Here is a 17,481-nt window from a genome sequence, read left to right as displayed (position 1 = left end):
TCACCCCTACATTAATTTCTTGCGAAGATATTCGCTAGTTGTTTCAATAATAAAAACGGTACAAACAAGCATTAGTAAAATCATGCCCACATTCGCATAGCTTCTCCATCCTAGACTTTCGTTGAGAAGTAAACCAACCCCACCAGCACCGACATAGCCTAAAATAGACGCATAACGAACATTTCCTTCAAAGCAAAATAAAGATGTCGATAAGTAATTAGGAAGAATCTGAGGCATTATCGCATAACGAAATGCTTGAATCGTTGTCAGTCCCATCGAATGCATTGCTTCATATGCCTTCATATCGACATTTTCAATTTGCTCATATAACAATTTTCCAACATATGCAATGGTAAATAAAAAAATAGCAATCGTACCAGCCATTGTACCGAGCCCGAATATAAATGTTGCTATAAGAGCAACAATCAAAGTAGGCAATGTTCGAAGCAAGCTTAAAATAAATTTGCTCGACATAGTGATCCATTTATTTTTTGTAATATTTGTCGCAGCAAGCATTGCAATAGGCAAGGCACAGATAGCACCTACTATGGAACCAAACAATGACATTTTAATCGTATCGAATAACGGCTGCCATAGCTTCGATAAATACGTCCAATTAGGTGGTATCATCTGTTGTATAATGACGAAAAACTGACTGATTCGATTGACAATAACCTCTATGCTAAAACCTGTAATACGCATTGAAAGGAATGTTAATAGAAGCAGAATAAGCCACATCAATGGCATTATCGAGCGTTTCTCCAGCACTTCTTTGCCATTAGGCAATACTATTTTTTTCTGGGATAGCAGCCTCCATTGCATGATTGTTTGCCCCCCTCCTTTCACTATTGTTATAGATATACGAAAGAATTTCCTCGTCAACCTCACTAGCTCGCCCATCAAAAACAATTTCACCGCTTCTCACACCAATAACACGAGTTGCATAGGCTAATGCCAGTTCAACGTGATGAATATTAATAATAATCGTCATATTGAACTCATGATTAATGCGTTTAAAATCCTCCATGACTTGCTTTGCAGTGACGGGGTCTAATGAAGCAACAGGTTCATCCGCTAAAATAATTGATGGATTTTGCGCGAGAGTACGCGCTAAGGCTACACGCTGTTGTTGACCACCAGATAACTGATCTACACGTACATAAGCCTTGTCTAAAATACCTACCTGATCAAGTGCCATCAATGCTTTAAGCTTCTCTTCTTGCGTAAAAATGCCGAGCATTTTTCGCCAAAACGGCATATTAGGCACAAAGGAAACGAGGACATTTTTCAAAACAGATACACGTGTTACAAGGTTAAAAGATTGAAAAATCATCCCGATATTACGTCGTAATTTTCGTATCCCCTTGCTCTTAAGCTGTTGTACGTCAACAGAATCAACTCGTAATGATCCTCCTGTGATGTCATGCATTTTATTTATACAGCGCAATAAGGTTGATTTCCCTGCACCAGATAAGCCAATAATAGCAACAAATTCGCCCTGCTCAATTTGTAGGTTAATTTGATTTAAAGCAAGAAAGCCATTTGGGTATCTTTTTTCTACCTCTTTAAATTCAATCATAGAACCGCTCCATTTCTGACAAAGTGCTGTAGTATTATAAAAAGGGCTTATCGCCATAAAGTCATTCCTAACTTTCGATGAAGAACAAAAAAGAATCTGAAAGCCTTCTGCGGGTAAGCCGCAAGTTTAGCAGATTCTTTACTATGAACAGCTCTGTTCCATTCTATTTAAGGTTTTGAACTAATTCCTGAGCCTTACGCTCATTGTCATAGTCACTATCCTTTGCTACCTGATAACCTTCATGGCTGTAGATAGCGATAACTTCCTTACCTTTTTCAGAGTTTCCAATATTAATAAATGCTTGCTGAATAGCCTTTTTTAAATTATCATTCATGACCTTCGAATTTTTACTTACGCTAATTGTGTCATTATAAATAGCAGGCATTACACCAATTAAATCTGTTTCCTCCCAAATAGATGCTTTGCGACCAAATTCACCTTTCCAACTTTCCTCATAATCTCTACGTGCATCTGCATATGTGACCAGTACATCAGTTTGACCTATAGCCAAACGTGCAAAGGCATTGCCATAGGAATCAGCCTGAACAACCTTCGCTAAATCTAGGATTGTTTTATTAAACTTCTCATGTAACCATAATGTTGGGTAAATATAACCTGCTGGTGAAGACGAAGACATAACATTCCAAGTGACATTATTTAAATCCTCGAAAGTTAATTCTTCACCGTTATTTACTTTCGCTGCTAAAGCTTTTCCTTTTTCCGATGGCCCCGCAACTAAAATCGCTCGATAAGATGTCGTTTGTGTCGTTGTTGGTGCAGTCGGCTTGTTTTTATTCCAATCGACTGGATTATCTGAATCATTATTTAAACTTGCGCGCGTTGCCGTTAAAATGACTTCTGCACCATCATCATAAAGGACATATGTTCCCCCAGGAATTAAACCAATATCAGTAGTACCTGCTGATAATGCTTCGCCAACTGCTTCATAATTTGTGCCTACTGTAATATCAATTTCACCTACGTCATAGCCTAAACTTGCAAGCTCGTCCTTTAATAAATTTTTTAAAGGCTCCGTTGCTGTAATAATTTCATCCGGATCACGCGAAGGCACAAAGCCAATCGTTAATTTTTTTATAGATTCATTGCCTTTTACTCCTGAGGACACATCTACAGTCTCGTCAGAATTAGATGTTTTGGAAGCCTCGTTTCCACATGCCATCAAGAACACTGAAAACATTAATGTTAAACAGAAAAAAAGTATTTTCTTCAAGTTATTATCCTCCCCATTTTCGAAATGCCTCCTCAGTATAAACAGTAAATATTTTCCTAGTATTAATAGCAGGTAAATATATGTTTCTAATATGTAAAACAATATTTTGATATCGTAAATACGCAAAATTATTAAAAATAACTTTATATACTATGGATATACTAACTAACGGAGGACTTCTTATGACTGTAAAAAAAATACAAATACTTGCAACTAGTGATATTCACGGTTATATAATGCCCACCACTTTCCGAAATACACGCAATGAGGCACTAGGTTTAGCCCAGCTAGCAACAATCATCCAGGAAAAAAGGTTGGAAGGGCCAACTATTTTAATTGATAACGGAGATTTTATTCAAGGAAGTCCATTGACCTATTATCATCAAAAATTTCAAGCGCAAGAGCCTAATCCATTAATACAGGTTGCCAATGCTCTTCAATATGATGCGATGATATTTGGTAATCACGAATTTAATTATGGGCTGTCTGCCTTACAATCTGTAATAAGTCAGTCCAAATTCCCATGGCTAGGCGCTAACATTTTAACGAATGATGGACAGCATTTTACAAAGCCCTATATCATCAAAGAAATAGAAGGCGTTCGCATAGCTATTTTAGGTGTTACAACTCATTTTGTAACTAAATGGGAGGTACCGTATCATATCAGAGGGCTTCGTTTTGAAGATGCTTTCTCTAGTGCAAGCTACTGGGCAAAATGGATACGCTCAAATGAGCAAATTGATGTTCTTATTCTTTGCTACCACGGAGGATTTGAGCGAAGTCTAGAAACCGGAGAATTACTCGAAACGGAAGACGGGGAAAATCAAGGATATCGTATATGTACCGAAATCGAAGAAGTGGATATCATCATTTCCGGCCATCAGCATCGTGAAATTAGTACAACATTTATGGGAAAATCAATAGTACAGCCTAACACTAAAGGAACTTGCTTAGCTAGTATAGAAGTAAAAATTATGATGGACAGCCAAAAGAAAATCCACTCGATTACCCATACACCATCACTGATATATGTTACGGAAGAGATGAAACCTAATACATCTGTTTGTGGCATCATCTCCCCTACTTTTGACAAAACAGAGGCGTGGTTAGATGAAACGATTGGGATCATTCATGGAAATATGCTAATCGAGAATACATTTTTTGCACGTATTCAAGAGCATCCATATATCGAATTTATAAATCATATTCAAATGGAGGCATCTGGAGCTTCTATTTCTTGTACAGCGCTCTTTCACGATGAGCGTGGTGGCTTAAAACAAGAGGTAACAATTCGGGATATTGTTACAAACTATATTTACGAAAATACATTAAAAGTTCTTCGTTTATCAGGGCTCGACATCTTACTCGCCCTTGAACAATCAGCGGCTTATTTTACTGTAGAGGCTGGAGAACTGAAAGTAGCCGAGTCTTTCCTTTATCCTAAAGCACAGCCTTATAATTATGACATGTGGGAAGGTATCGAATATATTTTTGATATTTCAAAGCCTATTGGTGAGCGTGTAACTAAGCTTACCATCAACGGTGAGCCTATAAAGATGGATGAAGAATTCGACGTTGTTATGAGTAGCTATCGTGCAACTGGGGCAGGGAATTTTGATTTTTTAAGAAACCGTCCTGTCGTGAAGGAAATACAAATTGATATAACAGAGCTAATTGCAGATTATATTTTAAAACACCCATCTATTTATGCAACATGTAATGAAAATTGGCAGGTAATGTTTTAACATAAAAAAAATTCGCTCTTTTCCTGTAGGAGAATCCACCTTGGATTGCTGTCCTACAGGAGTATGGCGAAATTTTTTATCTTTCATTGTAATTAAGAATCTTGTCGTATTTGCTTAATGCTTTTTCCCTCAGTATAGGCATGAATTGATTTTATTTTACCTACTGATCTGAAATTTGACTTGTCATAGACCTTGGCAACCTGTTCATTGATAGGCAAAATCCAGAGATATTCTAACCCCTGCTTTACCGACTCTTGCTGAATATGCTGCAGAATATATCCAATCAATCCTCGACCTCGATGGCTTTCAAGTGTTGCTACACTCTCGACTCTCCCTTGATTTCCTGAGACGAAAATATTAGCAGTACAGCAAGCTTTGCCATCTAATCTTAATAAATAATACGTAAAATGCGGACAATGATAGGTTTGCTCAAAGGCTTTTTTGATTAATGCAGGATTCCCAAATGTAGTAATATTCATTTCTACGGCTAATGCTTCTTCCCTATTGGCTGTTACCCGTTCAATTTGTATTGCTGGATTATGCGATAATTGCGCGTATTCGCCATTCCAAAGCTGTACATCATCAGTAAAACTTTCATATTGAAAGCCATGGATTTCTAATGCTTCTATACAAGACTGATTTGCCTCCACGTTGTATAAATACAATCTTGGAATGAGAGATTTTGATTGATAGAAACTCTTGATTTTCTTTAATAACATATTTGGATCGGCAATCATCTTCCAAATGTGTGCATGATTGGCGTCGTAATATGTTGGCATTTCCTTATTGTAAAATAATACTCCTTCATTACATGTTTCCATCTCACTAAAACTTTTAATATAATCCATATCTAACTGCATGATATGCTCAATTTTATGCATCTTTTGTTCCTCCCTCAATCCATCTTTCATATAAATCCTCTAACTGCTGTTCAAGCTTTTGACGTTGCTCCGTAGCAAGTGTAGGCTCCTTTAATTTCATTTCGAGCTTTTCAATTTGTTCTTCAATTGGTATCTCTTTTTTAGTAACATAGGATTTTTCAGGTACTACTTTTATAACTGGTTCCTTTACTATTTCTAATCGTTTTTGTCTTGCCCATTCATAATCGCCTTCAAATACTTGAATCGTTTCGTGCTCAATCCATGCAACTTTAGTAAAAATCTTTTGTAAAAAATAACGGTCATGCGAAACACCAATAATGGTCCCTTCAAAGGATTCCAGTGTATCCTCCAATACCTCTCTCGCTTCAATGTCTAAATGGTTGGTCGGCTCATCCAGCATCAATAAATTAATATCCTCATGCATTAACTGCGCTAGACGTAAGCGCATTTTTTCACCACCACTTAAATCCTTCACTTTTTTAAAAACGTCATAGCCATAAAACAAAAACTGAGCAAGAATATGACGCGCTTCAGCCTCTGACACAGAGACACTCTCACGAAAGGCATCAATTAAACGAATGGCCGGATTTTTATGTTCAAATTGCTGTGAAAGGTAACCAATTTTAACACTGCTGCCGACATGACAAGCACCTTCAATAGGTTCTACTTCACCTAACATCATTTTTAGTAACGTTGATTTCCCACTGCCATTGCCACCAACAATCGCCAATCGTTCTCCAAAGTAAACCGCTAAATTACTTTCCTTAAATAATGGTTTCTCAAATGCATGGCTAATGCCCTTCATTTGTACAACCTCTTTCCCACTACGCTCAGCCATCGTTAACGCTAAATTCATTTTCTTTTTCGTTGAAGGCTTCTTCACACGCTCTATACGGGCTAGTGCTTTTTCCATACTTTTAGCGCGTCGATGCAAACCAGCATTTGGCGGATTCGCTTCATTTGCCCATTGCTTTAAGCGCTTTATTGTTTCCTGCATTTTTTTTATTTTCTTTTGCTGTTCTTCATATTGAGCAAATTGCTGTTCAAGATTAGCTTCTTTTTGTTCAACAAATGCATCGTAATTGCCAATATACGTAAATGCCTCTCCATCTTCAATTTCGATTATTTTTTGAGCCATTTGATTCATAAAGTGGCGATCATGTGATACTACAATAACAATTCCTGCAAAGTTCCGGACATAATTTTCTAGCCATTCAATTGCCTGCATATCTAAATGATTCGTCGGTTCATCTAATAGCAAAATAGAAGGATTACTTAAAAGGATTTGCCCAAGCATCACCTTCGTTTTCTCCCCACCACTTAAACTACTAAAAGGTTGCTCAAGCAATGGTGTTATACCTAGACCGTTTGCAATCATCGCTAATTGCGCATCAATTTCATAGCCACCCAGCAGCATAAACTGTTCCTGCACATGGCCATATTGCTGGAGTACCTTATCTGTAACAGCTAACTGCATTTCCTGCTCAACCTTTGTCATTTTTGCCTTTAATGCATAGATTTCCGCAAATGCTTCTTCCAGCACTTCCTTCACTGAGAACATAGGATACTGTGGAATTTGATGTAAATAACCAATCGTCGCTTCCTTACTTTTTATGATTCGTCCCTTATCTGGCATATCCAAACCAGCTAGTAACTGTAATAAAGTCGTTTTCCCACTGCCATTCACGCCAACAATAGCAACATGCTCACCTGTATTTACTTCTAATTGAAGCCCTTCAAATAAAACATTTCCACCAATAATTTTTTGTATTTGTTCAGCCTTAATTTGCATCGTTTTTTCCTCCAATGAAACGTGCGAAAAACATCTATAGACACAAAAAAGACTGCTCGATTAACAAGCAGTCTTTTCCTCATTAGTTTGTGAAAAAGAATGGTTAATTCGCTACGTTTAATATTTGATTTTGCTTAAAAATAGACAGACCTATCCCGTTGTTCGCAAAATCGAAAGTAATAACACGTGCAAAATACATAGCTGTATCCACTTTTACACATGTTTTCGTAGCGTTTTTATTCATTCCTTTTCACCTCCGTTCAAAATAGTTATATTTATAATACCATAATTCAGCAAATTTTGAAAAGGGAAAATTACATTCTTTCACATTTTTTTCAGCCCCGCACCATAACGAGGGTTGATTTCCGTTCCGATCGCCGCTTACCTAAGGTCTTCCAGATAGTCGCATGGACCAACAGATGTTTTTGCGCGAAAGTGAAGCGGCAGCAGCAGATATCATTCATTGTTTTTTCATTTATTTAAATCTTATGAGTAATTATAAGATTGATCTGTGGATATGAAGTTCTATGATAATTCCTTCGATGTTTATAAAAAAAGTGCGAACTCTTGTACAAATACTTATGTACTAGAGCTCGCACTTTTATGTTACTAATCAACTATTATGGCTGTAATTTAAACATTGTATTTTTTTCTTGTACCATAAACTTATCGCCATACTTATAAAAATTAATGCACTGACAGCTGTAATCCAAAAGAATACGTTTCCTCCAACGGTTGATGAATTAAAAAATATACCGCTAATAACAATAAATACACAACTTATAATCCCTGATAAAATAATGGCTAACTGACGATTTAGTTGAAAAATGAAAAATATAAGTACAGTAAAAATATAAAGAACACTTACTGTCATAATAGTCGGGAAAAATGGTTGAAATTTAGCCGCATAGACAAAGTAATCAAGCTGGCTAATATCCTGTCCATTGTTTATCTCAATATTAAATATCTGAGAAAATGGTGTTGAATACTTCCATTCCAGCGGATTATCTATGATACCACTTCCCTCATACCAAGAAATAGCTGTTGACATCAATAATGTCAAGAAACCAAGAATTAGTTGTATCACATATTTGAACAATGTTCTTCTCCCTTCACACTTTGAAGTTAAAGACGTTACACTAAGTTTTAAAGTTTCAAAAAAAACCATAAACAGTGAAATTCTAACAAGTTCCAAACTAAGAAGTCCTGACAATCTACAGTATTTAATATTTTTATTTTTCACTAAAAAAACCGGTGAAATCCACCTACATCTCTATGTTTTCACTTTTTTCACAAACATTTTAACAAACGGAACAAGGAAAACGGATACGACCAGTACGCGGAATAGCTGAAATGCGGTAACGATTGTGACCTTTGCATGCACGGAAGCGGCGATAATCCCCATTTGATCAAGACCGCCTGGTACGATGCTTAGAAAGCCAGTTTGAAAATCAAGGCTGTAAAAACTCTGCATGACAAATGTTAAGCCATAAGCTGCGCCAATAAAGATACCTGCCGATACAAAAGCGTAAAATACATGCTTCTTCGATAAATGTAGATCGTCTTTTTTCAATAAAAGTCCAATGTAAATCCCAAGCATTAGTTGCGCGATATGAAGTAGTGACAATGGCAATTTCGGTACATCAATCCCCGCTATATTTATGCCCATCAATAAAAACACTGGACCAAGCATATAACCTGTCGGAATCTTTGCCTTTTGCGCCAGCCAACCCGCTACTCCACACACAGCAAGTAATCCTATTAAGTTCCATGAATACGCTCCGTTGACGACTACACCAGTTCCCCCAGATCCAGACACCATTAATGGCACAAAGCCGACAATTAAAAGCACCCTTAAAATTTGGAAGAACGTAATTACGACCATATCCATATCCCCTTGCTCCTCGGCAAAGGCAACAACCTGTGACATTCCACCAGGTACACAGCATGTCAACGCAGTCGCAAAATCTAAATCAGCACGTTTTGCTACTAAATAACTAACACCAAAAAACAATACAATAAATAATACGTTTAAAACAATCATACTTCCAATAAATTGTTTAATATCCTGCACCGCTTCTGGTGTAAACGCAAAACCAATGGAATACCCCGCAACGATTAAACCAAAATTACGAAAATATTTATGCCATTTCAATTGTACCTTTGTCGATAACTGAACCATTAGCACCGCTGCTATAGCTCCAAGTAACCACGGCATTGGAATATGTAATACATTAAATAAAATCGCACCTGTTAAACCAATACATAACGTAATAAACATGTGCTTGTCAAAAATAAACATAGAAGCAACCCCTCGTGACTGTATCATTCTATTATGCCGTGAACCTGCCTATTTTTCTACTTCCTTACTTTTTTACAAAGTCGTATATCGTTAAAATTGAACCTGTTATTTATAAAATTTAACCTCTTATCCAATATTTTCTCCAAGCCAAAATTTTCTATGCTACATTATTATTACCTGATTGAGTGATTCTCCATAGCGGAGATATGTAAAGGAGGCCTCCAATGAAAATTCATTTAACAATCAATAGTGAGCTAGAAGAAACTGAGGTTCATATACATGCAAAGGAATACACCGAGCAAATTGAACGACTGATGAAGCAGCTACAAACTTCACAAACAACAATGCTAGATGGCTATTTTCAGCAGGAAATTCATATGCTAAAAATTTCGGATATTTACTCCATTTACGCAGAGGGTGCAAAAGTATTTTTGCAGACGGAGGAACAAGAATTCGAAACGAAGCGTAAATTATATGAGCTAGAAGCACAATTGGCGAAAGACTTTGCCCGAGTCAGCAAATCGACACTCGTCAACATTAACAAAATTGCCTCTATTCAAATGGGTACAATCGGTACAACAGAACTGCTTTTAGAAAATGATGTGTCCGTCCATGTTAGCCGAAAATATTTAAAAGAACTAAAACAACACTTAGGTATTGGGAGGGACTCATAATATGAAAAAAATTATACGTATGATGACGATCGGTCTACTCATATCACTAAGCTCTTCCTACGTCTTAGTAACATTAAGTGTCCTATCTAATAACGCTGTGGTGTCAGGGTCGGAATTACTTGAACAAATTATCATCGCCGCCATACTTGGAGTTGTAATAGGTCTACTGTCCATCATCTATGATATTGAACGTTTACCTTTTATTACTCAGTTTATTCTACATGTAATTGCAGTTACGGTGTGTGTCATGATTGCAGGCTATTTCGGGCGTTGGTTTGAACATTCAAGCATTACATATATTTTTATAAGTGAAGCTATTATTTTCTTTATCGCTTGGTGCATTATTTATGTACTTCAAAAAAATGATATTGCAAAAATCAATCAAGAAATTCGAAAAAGAAAGGAATAAAACAATATGACCTTTGCTATACAAGTTGAAAATCTATGTAAGCAATATGGCGATCAACATGCCGTAAAGGGTATTTCATTTACGGTTGAACAAGGCTTCCTCTTCGCCTTTTTAGGTACAAATGGTGCAGGGAAATCAACGACCATTGAAATACTCTGTACATTATTAAAAAAATCAAGCGGTACTGTAAAAGTTAATGGCTATACACTTGATGCAAGCAATGACAATGCGGAAATTCGAAAATCCATTGGTGTCGTATTCCAACAAAGTTTATTAGATGAACGATTAACGGTGCGGGAAAATATAATTCACCGTGGTAAAACATATGGCTTATCGAAAAAACAATTGGCCGAAAATTATCAATTCGTTTCAACATATTTACATTTAGCTGATATAGAAAAAAGCAAATACGGGACTTTATCAGGTGGTCAAAAAAGGCGCGCTGATATCGCTCGAGCCCTTATCCATCGACCGAAAATATTGTTTTTAGATGAACCGACAACTGGGCTTGATCCACAAACGCGTCAATTCGTTTGGCAAGCGATTAAGCAGCTTCAGCTCGAAACAAACATGACTGTTTTTTTAACAACGCATTATATGGAAGAAGCGGCAGTTGCTCATCAAGTCATCGTCTTAAAAGAAGGAGAAATTGTTGCTGAAGGCACACCAGATGCACTTAAAACTAAATACGCCTATGATTCAATGGCACTTGCTTTTCATAATAGTTCTGAAGGGATACAGTGGCTCGAGGAAAATGCCATCTCCTATACAGAAAAGCTAGGTATTTTTTCCATCCGAGTCGAATCGACACTTCATGCTTTAGCGCTATTAAAAAATGCGGAGCCGCTTATTGCTTCGTTTGAAGTAATCAAAAGTACTATGGATGATGTCTTTCTTCATATTATGGCCGAGGAAGGTGCAACTTAATGGAAGCATTATTTAGCTTAGTAAAACGAAATAACAAGGTTTTTAGACGTGATAAAATGCAAGTCTTTTACTCGCTTCTTTCTGTCATTATCGTCATTGTCCTTTACGCAGTATTTCTTCAAAAAACGCAAGTAAATGCCATTGAAGAAGTGACAAAGGCTACTCCAGAATTGGTCACAATGGTCAATGAGTGGATCGTCGCTGGTTTACTCTCTATGATCACTGTTTCTACTACACTTGCTGCGTACGGCATTGCTGTAAGGGATCTTGAATCGAAAGCGCAAGCTGATTTTCTCACGGCCCCTATCTCGCGAGCAACCATTCAATTTAGCTATGTATTAAATGCCTTTTTCATTGGCTGTATCTTTTCCTTTATCGCCCTTATTGGCTGTGAAATTTTTATCGTATCAACTGGCGGTGAGCTACTAAGCTTTGGAGATTTCTTAAAAGTAGTAGGCTTACTATTTTTATCAGTGTTACTTGCCAGTGTTTTTAATCTCTTCCTTGTGTTACTTGCTAACAGCCAACATTCATTTTCAACGCTCAGTACAATCTTCGGTACAGCACTCGGTTTCTTATGTGGTGTTTATGTACCTGTTGGTGTACTTCCAAGTTTTGCTCAAAATATTATTATGTATTTCCCTATTAGCCATACAACTTTACTATTACGCAATGCCTTTATGGAGAGCTCAATTTCCAAGGTTTTCGAAGGTGCGCCTGCTTCAAAGGTGGAAGAATATAAAAAAATGTATGGTATTGTCTATGACCTTCATGGAAATATACTAAGTATCTCAACTAGCATTGTCATTATTATCGTCACAATTATTGTGCTAGCAATCTTATCTATCATTTTTTTTAACAAGAAAAATAAATAAACACTTTCGCACATCGTTTATAAAACAATGTGTTTTTTATTGATTTTATTTAAACAATTTGTTATTTTAATAATATATAAGCAAACAAAACGAATAATCGTTTGCGTTTTACAGGAGGACTTCCAATGGATGTAAATGAATTATTTTGGCAAGCTTCGATTCATGACATAAAAAAAGGCTACAATGATGAAACAACACATTTCACTTGTTTGCTTTGCGGGGAAAAGATTGAAAAGGGTATTATTTATCCACATGAAGGCGTTCTCTACGAGGCAGAAAAATTCATGCAACATCATATTACTGCTGCACATCAATCTGTATTTCATTATTTAAATGGCCTAAATAAAAAAATGACAGGACTAACTGATCATCAAAGTCATATTTTACGCTTATTTTATGAGGGAAAAACCGATCAAGAGATTAAAGAGGAACTGGAAATTGGTAGTGCAACAACGATACGTCATCATCGCTTTACCCTTAAAGAAAAGGAACGTCAAGCGAAAACATTTCTTGCGATGATGGAGCTATTAAAAGAACAGAATCAAAAGGAAGACAGCTTTGTACCTATTCACAAAACGGCTACGATGGTCGACGATCGCTATAATATTACGATTTCTGAAGAACAGCAATTGCTTGAAAAGTACTTTCCAAACGGTATTGGCAAAGTGCTTGTCCGCTTCCCAAAACGTGAAAAGCATAAAATTGTGATACTCCGTGCAATCACAAAACTTTTCGATGAAACAAAACAGTATTCAGAAAAAGAATTAAACGAAGTGATTCAACCGATATATGAGGATTATGTGCAAATACGTCGCTATTTAATCGAATACGGCTTCATGGATCGACAAGAGGATGGCAGTGCTTACTGGATAAAAAAATAAGAAAGCAGGGTTTCCAATGGACCATAAAAAAGAATTAAAGGAAATGTATAAAGAAATAAAAATCGAAGCTGGTGTTTTTACAATGACCAATAAACAAAATGGTAAAGCGTTTGTTGGTAGCTTCAATAATTTAAAACGCTTAAACGGCTTTCAATTTTCATTAAAAACAAATACACATACTAATAAAAAGCTACAAGCCGATTACAACACATTCGGAAAGGATGCCTTCGATATTGAAGTTGTGGAATATTTGAAGAAAAAAGAAGAGGGCTATTTCGATGCCAAAAAAGAGCTAGAAAAGCTAGAACAAAAATGGCTCGACAAACTTCAGCCATTTGCTGAACGTGGATATAACTAGATAACACCGAAAAAAAGAATCTGTTTTCTCCGCGATTAAGCTGGAGAAATTTGCAGATTCTTTTTTAATTTCATATATTGTGTTATTTCGTATGGGAATTCACTGCTTTCAGGTATTCCTTTTCGCTGGTAGAGCAAATATCAGTTGCACCTGAGTATTTCTTCGCCGGCCTGCCCCTACTTCTTTGCGCGGGGTCACCCTACTTGTTCTCTCACTTCATTTCTTCCATTAAATTAATTTCCTGCTGAGCTTTTTTTGTTAGCTTTCCGAAAACTAGCTCATACGAATGTTTGATTAAATTCTTAACTAAATCAATAGGCACGTCATCTGTATCCATATAGATTGAATTCCAATGTGTTTTATTCATATAATAGCCCGGAATAATACCTTCATAGGCTTCTCTCAACTCTTCAGCTCGATTAGGTTCACATTTCAAAGTAAGTACTGGTCTTCCAGCACCATCTCCGCCCATCATCCCATACATTTTACCACCAATATGATAGCGATCCGCTTGCCATTCTTCTTTGTAATCATACGTTGTTCCACGAAGCTTTAGACAGTATGCATGAATTGTTTCTTTGTTCATTATTTAACCCCATTTTCTCTGAAAATTAAAAACACACGTTCGATTATATTTATTATAATCAACAACGTGTGTTGTGGAAATAATTATTTATTTTAAATTACCCGATGAGCCGCTTTGAAATATGGTTATTTTGTGCGAAAGTGCAGCGTTAGCCACACGAAACGCGTTATTACAGGACACCCTTTATTTTACGCCTCTATCAAACATGCCAATGACCTCGGTAGTTTGCAATATATTGACAAAGGCTTTGGCATCTGTTTCCTTGATCATACCTTTAACTTCAGCAAGCTGATAGCGTGTAATGACGGTAATTAAAACTTTTCGCCCTTCTCCTGAATAAGCACCCTTCGCATCCATAATAGTTACTCCTCTATGAAGTTTTTTCAGTAGCTGCTGTTTCACTTCCTCGCCCTTGCTCGTAATAATCATCAGTGTCAATTTAATATGACTCGTATGAATGGTGTCGACAACCTTCCCTGTAGCATAAATTGATACGAGCGTCAGTAATGCCGCATCCCAACTAAACACGAATCCAGAGATAGCTACAACGATACCATTCATCGCAGAGATTAATGTACCAAGTGGAAAATCTCGTTTGCGGCTTAACAGCATCGCTATAATATCAAAACCTCCAGAGGAACCTGCCGCACGAAAAATCATGCCCATCCCTACGCCCACAATAACACCACCAAATAACGAGGCAAGAATTGGCTCTTGTGTAGCTTTATAAATCGGAATAATATACAAGCTTACCGACAAGACAACTACTGAAAGAATGGTATAGCTAATGAAACGCTTCCCTAATTTCATAACCCCTATAATAAGCAACGGCAAATTCAATAGTAAATTTAAAACTCCCGTATTCAAGGGTGTAATAATACCAAGCATGATGGCAATCCCGCTTAATCCCCCACTTAAAATCTCATGTGGAATTAACAAAAAATTGTAGGCAAAGGCGACTAATATCGATGAAAGTGTAATAATGACAATATTACTCATAACATTTCCCCTATCATTAATGAACGAGTTTTGTACTTCTTTCCCTTAGAATACCCAACTTATTCGTTCAAAAAACCTGGAGTATTGCTCTACTGCAGTTAAAAGAACGGTATTTATTTCTTCTGATGTTCTTTTTTCTGCTCCTCTTTTAACGGCACTTCTTTTAATGGCTCCTCTTTATTCTCTTCTACTTTATCCGCTACCTTATAAATACGTTCAAGCATTGGCGGATGTGTATAACGGAACCACTTTATGAGTAACTGTGGATTTACCTCACTTAAACCAGATATCGTTAGCTTTTGGAATGCAGTAACTGCAGACTCTCGATCACCCGTTAGTGAAATCGCATATTGATCGGCTCTATTTTCCTGATACCTTGAAATATAATTCGACAGAGGGCTTGAAGCAAATAATAAAACAGATGTTATGAGTAAAAACAATGGATAAGAGCCTATATCACCGATTTTTTTAATTTTTAATACCTGTCCGTAACGTCCAATGAACCACCTCAAACATTTCGCCGTCAGCCATAATCCTAGCAATGTCAACAGAAGATACCCAGCAATGCCAAAATAAATATGCTTCTCAACATAGTGTCCCATTTCATGTGCCATGATAAATAATATTTCATTATCTGTTAAACGATTTAAGGTTGTATCCCATAACACAATTCTCGAATTACTGCCAATACCCGTTACATAGGCATTTAAGGCATTTGTTTTTTCTGCCATATTGACTTCATATACATGTTCTGCTGGTATATTTGCCTGTGCAGCAATTGACAGGATTTTCGTCTCTAGCTCTTTATTTTTTAGCGGATAAAAATCATTATATAAAGGATCAATAACTACAGGTTGAATAAACATCACAAATATTGTAAATGGAATCGTTAGAAACCATGCATATAACCACCATCTTTTGGCACTTTTTTTGATGAGCCAATATAGGACAGACACGATAATTAAACTCATACCAAAGTTGACCCAAAAATCAATAATGCCATCTCGCATCCATGAAGAAAACCCTTGTGTACTAATTCCGTAGGTTTTACTTAAAGTGTAACGATAATAATCGAGTGGAAATAGTACAACATATAGTAATAGTGATAATAAGAATAAGTAACTTGCATTTTGTAACAGCTTCCATTTTGTTTGTGATGTTGCTACCTTTTCGAAATAACGTGATACGCCCATAATTAATATCATGAAATAGATTAACCATTCCAAAGGTGTAGCAACAAAGAATAGGAAGTTCCGTATTTTAGAATATTCACCGCTTAAGTATAGTTCTTTTTCAGACATAAACATCACTGGATCTGCAGCTGTCCCCTGCATCGCTCGTGGTATTGTACCACCACCGCTGTGGAATATATACCAATACATACACAGCACATAAACACCGAATAAAAGTAGCGCGACAATTCCCATTTTTTTCGCTATGTCATTTCCTCCCTTGTTCAACACTAAGTTCGTCCTATAGTAAGTGTAAGCTAAAATGAAAAAGTTAGAACAAATTTTTCTTTGTTTTATTTACCTTCTATTCTACTTCACACCAAAAAGAAAAATTCGCTCTACTTCTCCAAACGCGTAACAAGCCATGTAGATGCTAAAGCACCACGGCTTGTTCGCTATTCCTAGAAGTGACGCGAATTTCAAAGAATATTTTTTATTACTTATCCATTACAAATGCTGTTTTGCCACGTTGATCTTCACTTAAATAACCAGCTAATTCTAATCGATCATGCCATTCTTTTTCTATAATAGCAGCCTTTAATGCATCATCCTCTTTCGTTGATAGCTCTACCATAATCTCTCCTTGATATTGCCAAACTTCAATATCCGCCGCATAGCCCGCAAAGCTTCCTTTATATGTTGTTGCCTTTGCAGGACCATATACGACAGCTTCGGATAATGTGTTTTGATACCATGCTTCAGAATCCCAATTTAAAATTTTCTTCGGAACATTTTCTAATATTAATTTTTTTGCCGCATTTGTATCCACTGCATCATAGGAAACTTTAGATGTAGTCTTTAATGATTCTTTACGACTTATGGTGAACGTACGATTGTCACCCTTAACATCCGTTTCAAATTTATAGTTAGACTCTGCTCCAGTGAAGCCATGATTTTCTGTAATAGCAATTGCTTCATCCAGAGGTGTATTTGAAAATCTCTTTTTATAGGTGATATCCATTTTATTGCTTCCTTTGTAGACACGTAAACGGTTGATATAATCCTCATTT

General features: G+C 36.6%; 19 protein-coding genes. 7 read left to right on the top strand and 12 right to left on the bottom strand.

The genetic code is table 11. The features are described from left to right. Positions 1-6 precede the first annotated feature (6 nt). The 3 genes from phnE to ACQKOF_RS19715 form a co-directional block, all read right to left on the bottom strand. On the bottom strand, positions 7-822 hold the full coding sequence (phnE, locus tag ACQKOF_RS19725; RefSeq protein WP_427560704.1) for a phosphonate ABC transporter, permease protein PhnE: 816 nt from the start codon (positions 820-822) through the stop codon (positions 7-9). Further along, complete coding sequence (phnC, locus tag ACQKOF_RS19720) at positions 779-1,579, bottom strand: phosphonate ABC transporter ATP-binding protein (protein WP_427560701.1); 801 nt, start codon at positions 1,577-1,579, stop codon at positions 779-781. The genes phnE and phnC overlap by 44 nt, the downstream gene beginning before the upstream one ends. Before the next feature lie 163 nt (positions 1,580-1,742). Further along, on the bottom strand, positions 1,743-2,810 hold the full coding sequence (locus ACQKOF_RS19715; RefSeq protein ID WP_427560699.1) for a phosphate/phosphite/phosphonate ABC transporter substrate-binding protein: 1,068 nt from the start codon (positions 2,808-2,810) through the stop codon (positions 1,743-1,745). 182 nt (positions 2,811-2,992) lie between these two features. Between ACQKOF_RS19715 and ACQKOF_RS19710 the strand changes: the two genes are divergently transcribed. Beyond that, entirely contained in the window at positions 2,993-4,555 is a 1,563-nt protein-coding gene (locus tag ACQKOF_RS19710) for a bifunctional metallophosphatase/5'-nucleotidase (RefSeq protein ID WP_427560696.1), read from the top strand. Between the two features lie 92 nt (positions 4,556-4,647). Here ACQKOF_RS19710 and ACQKOF_RS19705 read toward each other — a convergent pair whose 3' ends face one another. The 5 genes from ACQKOF_RS19705 to ACQKOF_RS19685 all read right to left on the bottom strand — a co-directional run bounded on the left by ACQKOF_RS19705 (position 4,648) and on the right by ACQKOF_RS19685 (position 9,530). After that, on the bottom strand, positions 4,648-5,436 hold the full coding sequence (locus ACQKOF_RS19705; protein WP_427560694.1) for a GNAT family N-acetyltransferase: 789 nt from the start codon (positions 5,434-5,436) through the stop codon (positions 4,648-4,650). Beyond that, a complete protein-coding gene (gene abc-f, locus ACQKOF_RS19700; RefSeq protein ID WP_427560691.1) occupies positions 5,429-7,228 on the bottom strand; it encodes a ribosomal protection-like ABC-F family protein in 1,800 nt (599 codons plus the stop codon). The genes ACQKOF_RS19705 and abc-f overlap by 8 nt, the downstream gene beginning before the upstream one ends. A 103-nt stretch (positions 7,229-7,331) precedes the next feature. Further along, entirely contained in the window at positions 7,332-7,472 is a 141-nt protein-coding gene (locus tag ACQKOF_RS19695) for an RAxF-45 family protein (RefSeq protein WP_427560689.1), read from the bottom strand. Between the two features lie 369 nt (positions 7,473-7,841). Continuing rightward, positions 7,842-8,423 carry a YjdJ family protein gene (locus tag ACQKOF_RS19690; RefSeq protein ID WP_427560686.1) on the bottom strand — a complete coding sequence of 194 codons (582 nt, stop codon included), beginning with the start codon at positions 8,421-8,423 and terminating at the stop codon, positions 7,842-7,844. A 78-nt stretch (positions 8,424-8,501) separates the two neighbouring features. Beyond that, positions 8,502-9,530 carry an AbrB family transcriptional regulator gene (locus tag ACQKOF_RS19685; protein ID WP_427560683.1) on the bottom strand — a complete coding sequence of 343 codons (1,029 nt, stop codon included), beginning with the start codon at positions 9,528-9,530 and terminating at the stop codon, positions 8,502-8,504. A 224-nt stretch (positions 9,531-9,754) separates the two neighbouring features. On the opposite strand from ACQKOF_RS19685, the gene ACQKOF_RS19680 reads away from it, so the two are divergent. The 6 genes from ACQKOF_RS19680 to ACQKOF_RS19655 all read left to right on the top strand — a co-directional run bounded on the left by ACQKOF_RS19680 (position 9,755) and on the right by ACQKOF_RS19655 (position 13,654). After that, positions 9,755-10,204 carry a LytTR family DNA-binding domain-containing protein gene (locus ACQKOF_RS19680; protein WP_427560681.1) on the top strand — a complete coding sequence of 150 codons (450 nt, stop codon included), beginning with the start codon at positions 9,755-9,757 and terminating at the stop codon, positions 10,202-10,204. A 1-nt stretch (position 10,205) separates the two neighbouring features. After that, positions 10,206-10,613, top strand: coding sequence for a DUF3021 domain-containing protein (locus ACQKOF_RS19675; protein WP_427560678.1), 408 nt, complete (start codon positions 10,206-10,208; stop codon positions 10,611-10,613). Between the two features lie 6 nt (positions 10,614-10,619). After that, positions 10,620-11,540: an ABC transporter ATP-binding protein gene (locus tag ACQKOF_RS19670; RefSeq protein WP_427560676.1), complete on the top strand. Its 921-nt coding sequence runs from the start codon at positions 10,620-10,622 to the stop codon at positions 11,538-11,540. Next, entirely contained in the window at positions 11,540-12,415 is an 876-nt protein-coding gene (locus ACQKOF_RS19665) for an ABC transporter permease (RefSeq protein ID WP_427560673.1), read from the top strand. The genes ACQKOF_RS19670 and ACQKOF_RS19665 overlap by 1 nt, the downstream gene beginning before the upstream one ends. A gap of 125 nt (positions 12,416-12,540) precedes the next feature. Next, positions 12,541-13,296, top strand: coding sequence for a DUF2087 domain-containing protein (locus ACQKOF_RS19660; protein WP_427560670.1), 756 nt, complete (start codon positions 12,541-12,543; stop codon positions 13,294-13,296). Positions 13,297-13,312: 16 nt separating this feature from the next. Further along, positions 13,313-13,654: a GIY-YIG nuclease family protein gene (locus tag ACQKOF_RS19655; RefSeq protein ID WP_427560667.1), complete on the top strand. Its 342-nt coding sequence runs from the start codon at positions 13,313-13,315 to the stop codon at positions 13,652-13,654. 211 nt (positions 13,655-13,865) lie between these two features. On the opposite strand, the gene ACQKOF_RS19650 is transcribed toward ACQKOF_RS19655, so the two are convergent. The 4 genes from ACQKOF_RS19650 to ACQKOF_RS19635 form a co-directional block, all read right to left on the bottom strand. Next, complete coding sequence (locus ACQKOF_RS19650) at positions 13,866-14,240, bottom strand: MmcQ/YjbR family DNA-binding protein (RefSeq protein ID WP_427560665.1); 375 nt, start codon at positions 14,238-14,240, stop codon at positions 13,866-13,868. 183 nt (positions 14,241-14,423) lie between these two features. Next, complete coding sequence (locus tag ACQKOF_RS19645; RefSeq protein WP_427560662.1) at positions 14,424-15,239, bottom strand: YitT family protein; 816 nt, start codon at positions 15,237-15,239, stop codon at positions 14,424-14,426. A gap of 113 nt (positions 15,240-15,352) precedes the next feature. Continuing rightward, positions 15,353-16,678 (bottom strand): M48 family metallopeptidase, encoded by a 1,326-nt coding sequence (locus ACQKOF_RS19640; RefSeq protein WP_427560799.1) that lies wholly within the window; start codon positions 16,676-16,678, stop codon positions 15,353-15,355. A 229-nt stretch (positions 16,679-16,907) separates the two neighbouring features. After that, the gene (locus ACQKOF_RS19635) at positions 16,908-17,432 is read right to left on the bottom strand and encodes a hypothetical protein (protein WP_427560659.1); all 525 of its coding nucleotides are present in this window, start codon (positions 17,430-17,432) and stop codon (positions 16,908-16,910) included. Between the last annotated feature and the right edge of the window lie 49 nt (positions 17,433-17,481).

Origin of the sequence: Lysinibacillus sp. NPDC093190, from assembly GCF_050280425.1 — a bacterium.
Classification (GTDB): Bacteria; Bacillota; Bacilli; order Bacillales_A; family Planococcaceae; genus Lysinibacillus.
This window is presented reverse-complemented; position numbering and strand designations above follow the sequence as displayed.

Coding starts and splice junctions, on each gene's coding strand:
- phnE (WP_427560704.1), bottom strand. CDS start 822: ATGCAATGGAGGCTGCTATCCCAGAAAAAAATAGTATTGCCTAATGGC.
- phnC (WP_427560701.1), bottom strand. CDS start 1,579: ATGATTGAATTTAAAGAGGTAGAAAAAAGATACCCAAATGGCTTTCTT.
- ACQKOF_RS19710 (WP_427560696.1), top strand. CDS start 2,993: ATGACTGTAAAAAAAATACAAATACTTGCAACTAGTGATATTCACGGT.
- ACQKOF_RS19705 (WP_427560694.1), bottom strand. CDS start 5,436: ATGCATAAAATTGAGCATATCATGCAGTTAGATATGGATTATATTAAA.
- abc-f (WP_427560691.1), bottom strand. CDS start 7,228: ATGCAAATTAAGGCTGAACAAATACAAAAAATTATTGGTGGAAATGTT.
- ACQKOF_RS19695 (WP_427560689.1), bottom strand. CDS start 7,472: ATGAATAAAAACGCTACGAAAACATGTGTAAAAGTGGATACAGCTATG.
- ACQKOF_RS19685 (WP_427560683.1), bottom strand. CDS start 9,530: ATGTTTATTTTTGACAAGCACATGTTTATTACGTTATGTATTGGTTTA.
- ACQKOF_RS19680 (WP_427560681.1), top strand. CDS start 9,755: ATGAAAATTCATTTAACAATCAATAGTGAGCTAGAAGAAACTGAGGTT.
- ACQKOF_RS19675 (WP_427560678.1), top strand. CDS start 10,206: ATGAAAAAAATTATACGTATGATGACGATCGGTCTACTCATATCACTA.
- ACQKOF_RS19670 (WP_427560676.1), top strand. CDS start 10,620: ATGACCTTTGCTATACAAGTTGAAAATCTATGTAAGCAATATGGCGAT.
- ACQKOF_RS19665 (WP_427560673.1), top strand. CDS start 11,540: ATGGAAGCATTATTTAGCTTAGTAAAACGAAATAACAAGGTTTTTAGA.
- ACQKOF_RS19660 (WP_427560670.1), top strand. CDS start 12,541: ATGGATGTAAATGAATTATTTTGGCAAGCTTCGATTCATGACATAAAA.
- ACQKOF_RS19655 (WP_427560667.1), top strand. CDS start 13,313: ATGGACCATAAAAAAGAATTAAAGGAAATGTATAAAGAAATAAAAATC.
- ACQKOF_RS19650 (WP_427560665.1), bottom strand. CDS start 14,240: ATGAACAAAGAAACAATTCATGCATACTGTCTAAAGCTTCGTGGAACA.
- ACQKOF_RS19645 (WP_427560662.1), bottom strand. CDS start 15,239: ATGAGTAATATTGTCATTATTACACTTTCATCGATATTAGTCGCCTTT.
- ACQKOF_RS19635 (WP_427560659.1), bottom strand. CDS start 17,432: ATGGATATCACCTATAAAAAGAGATTTTCAAATACACCTCTGGATGAA.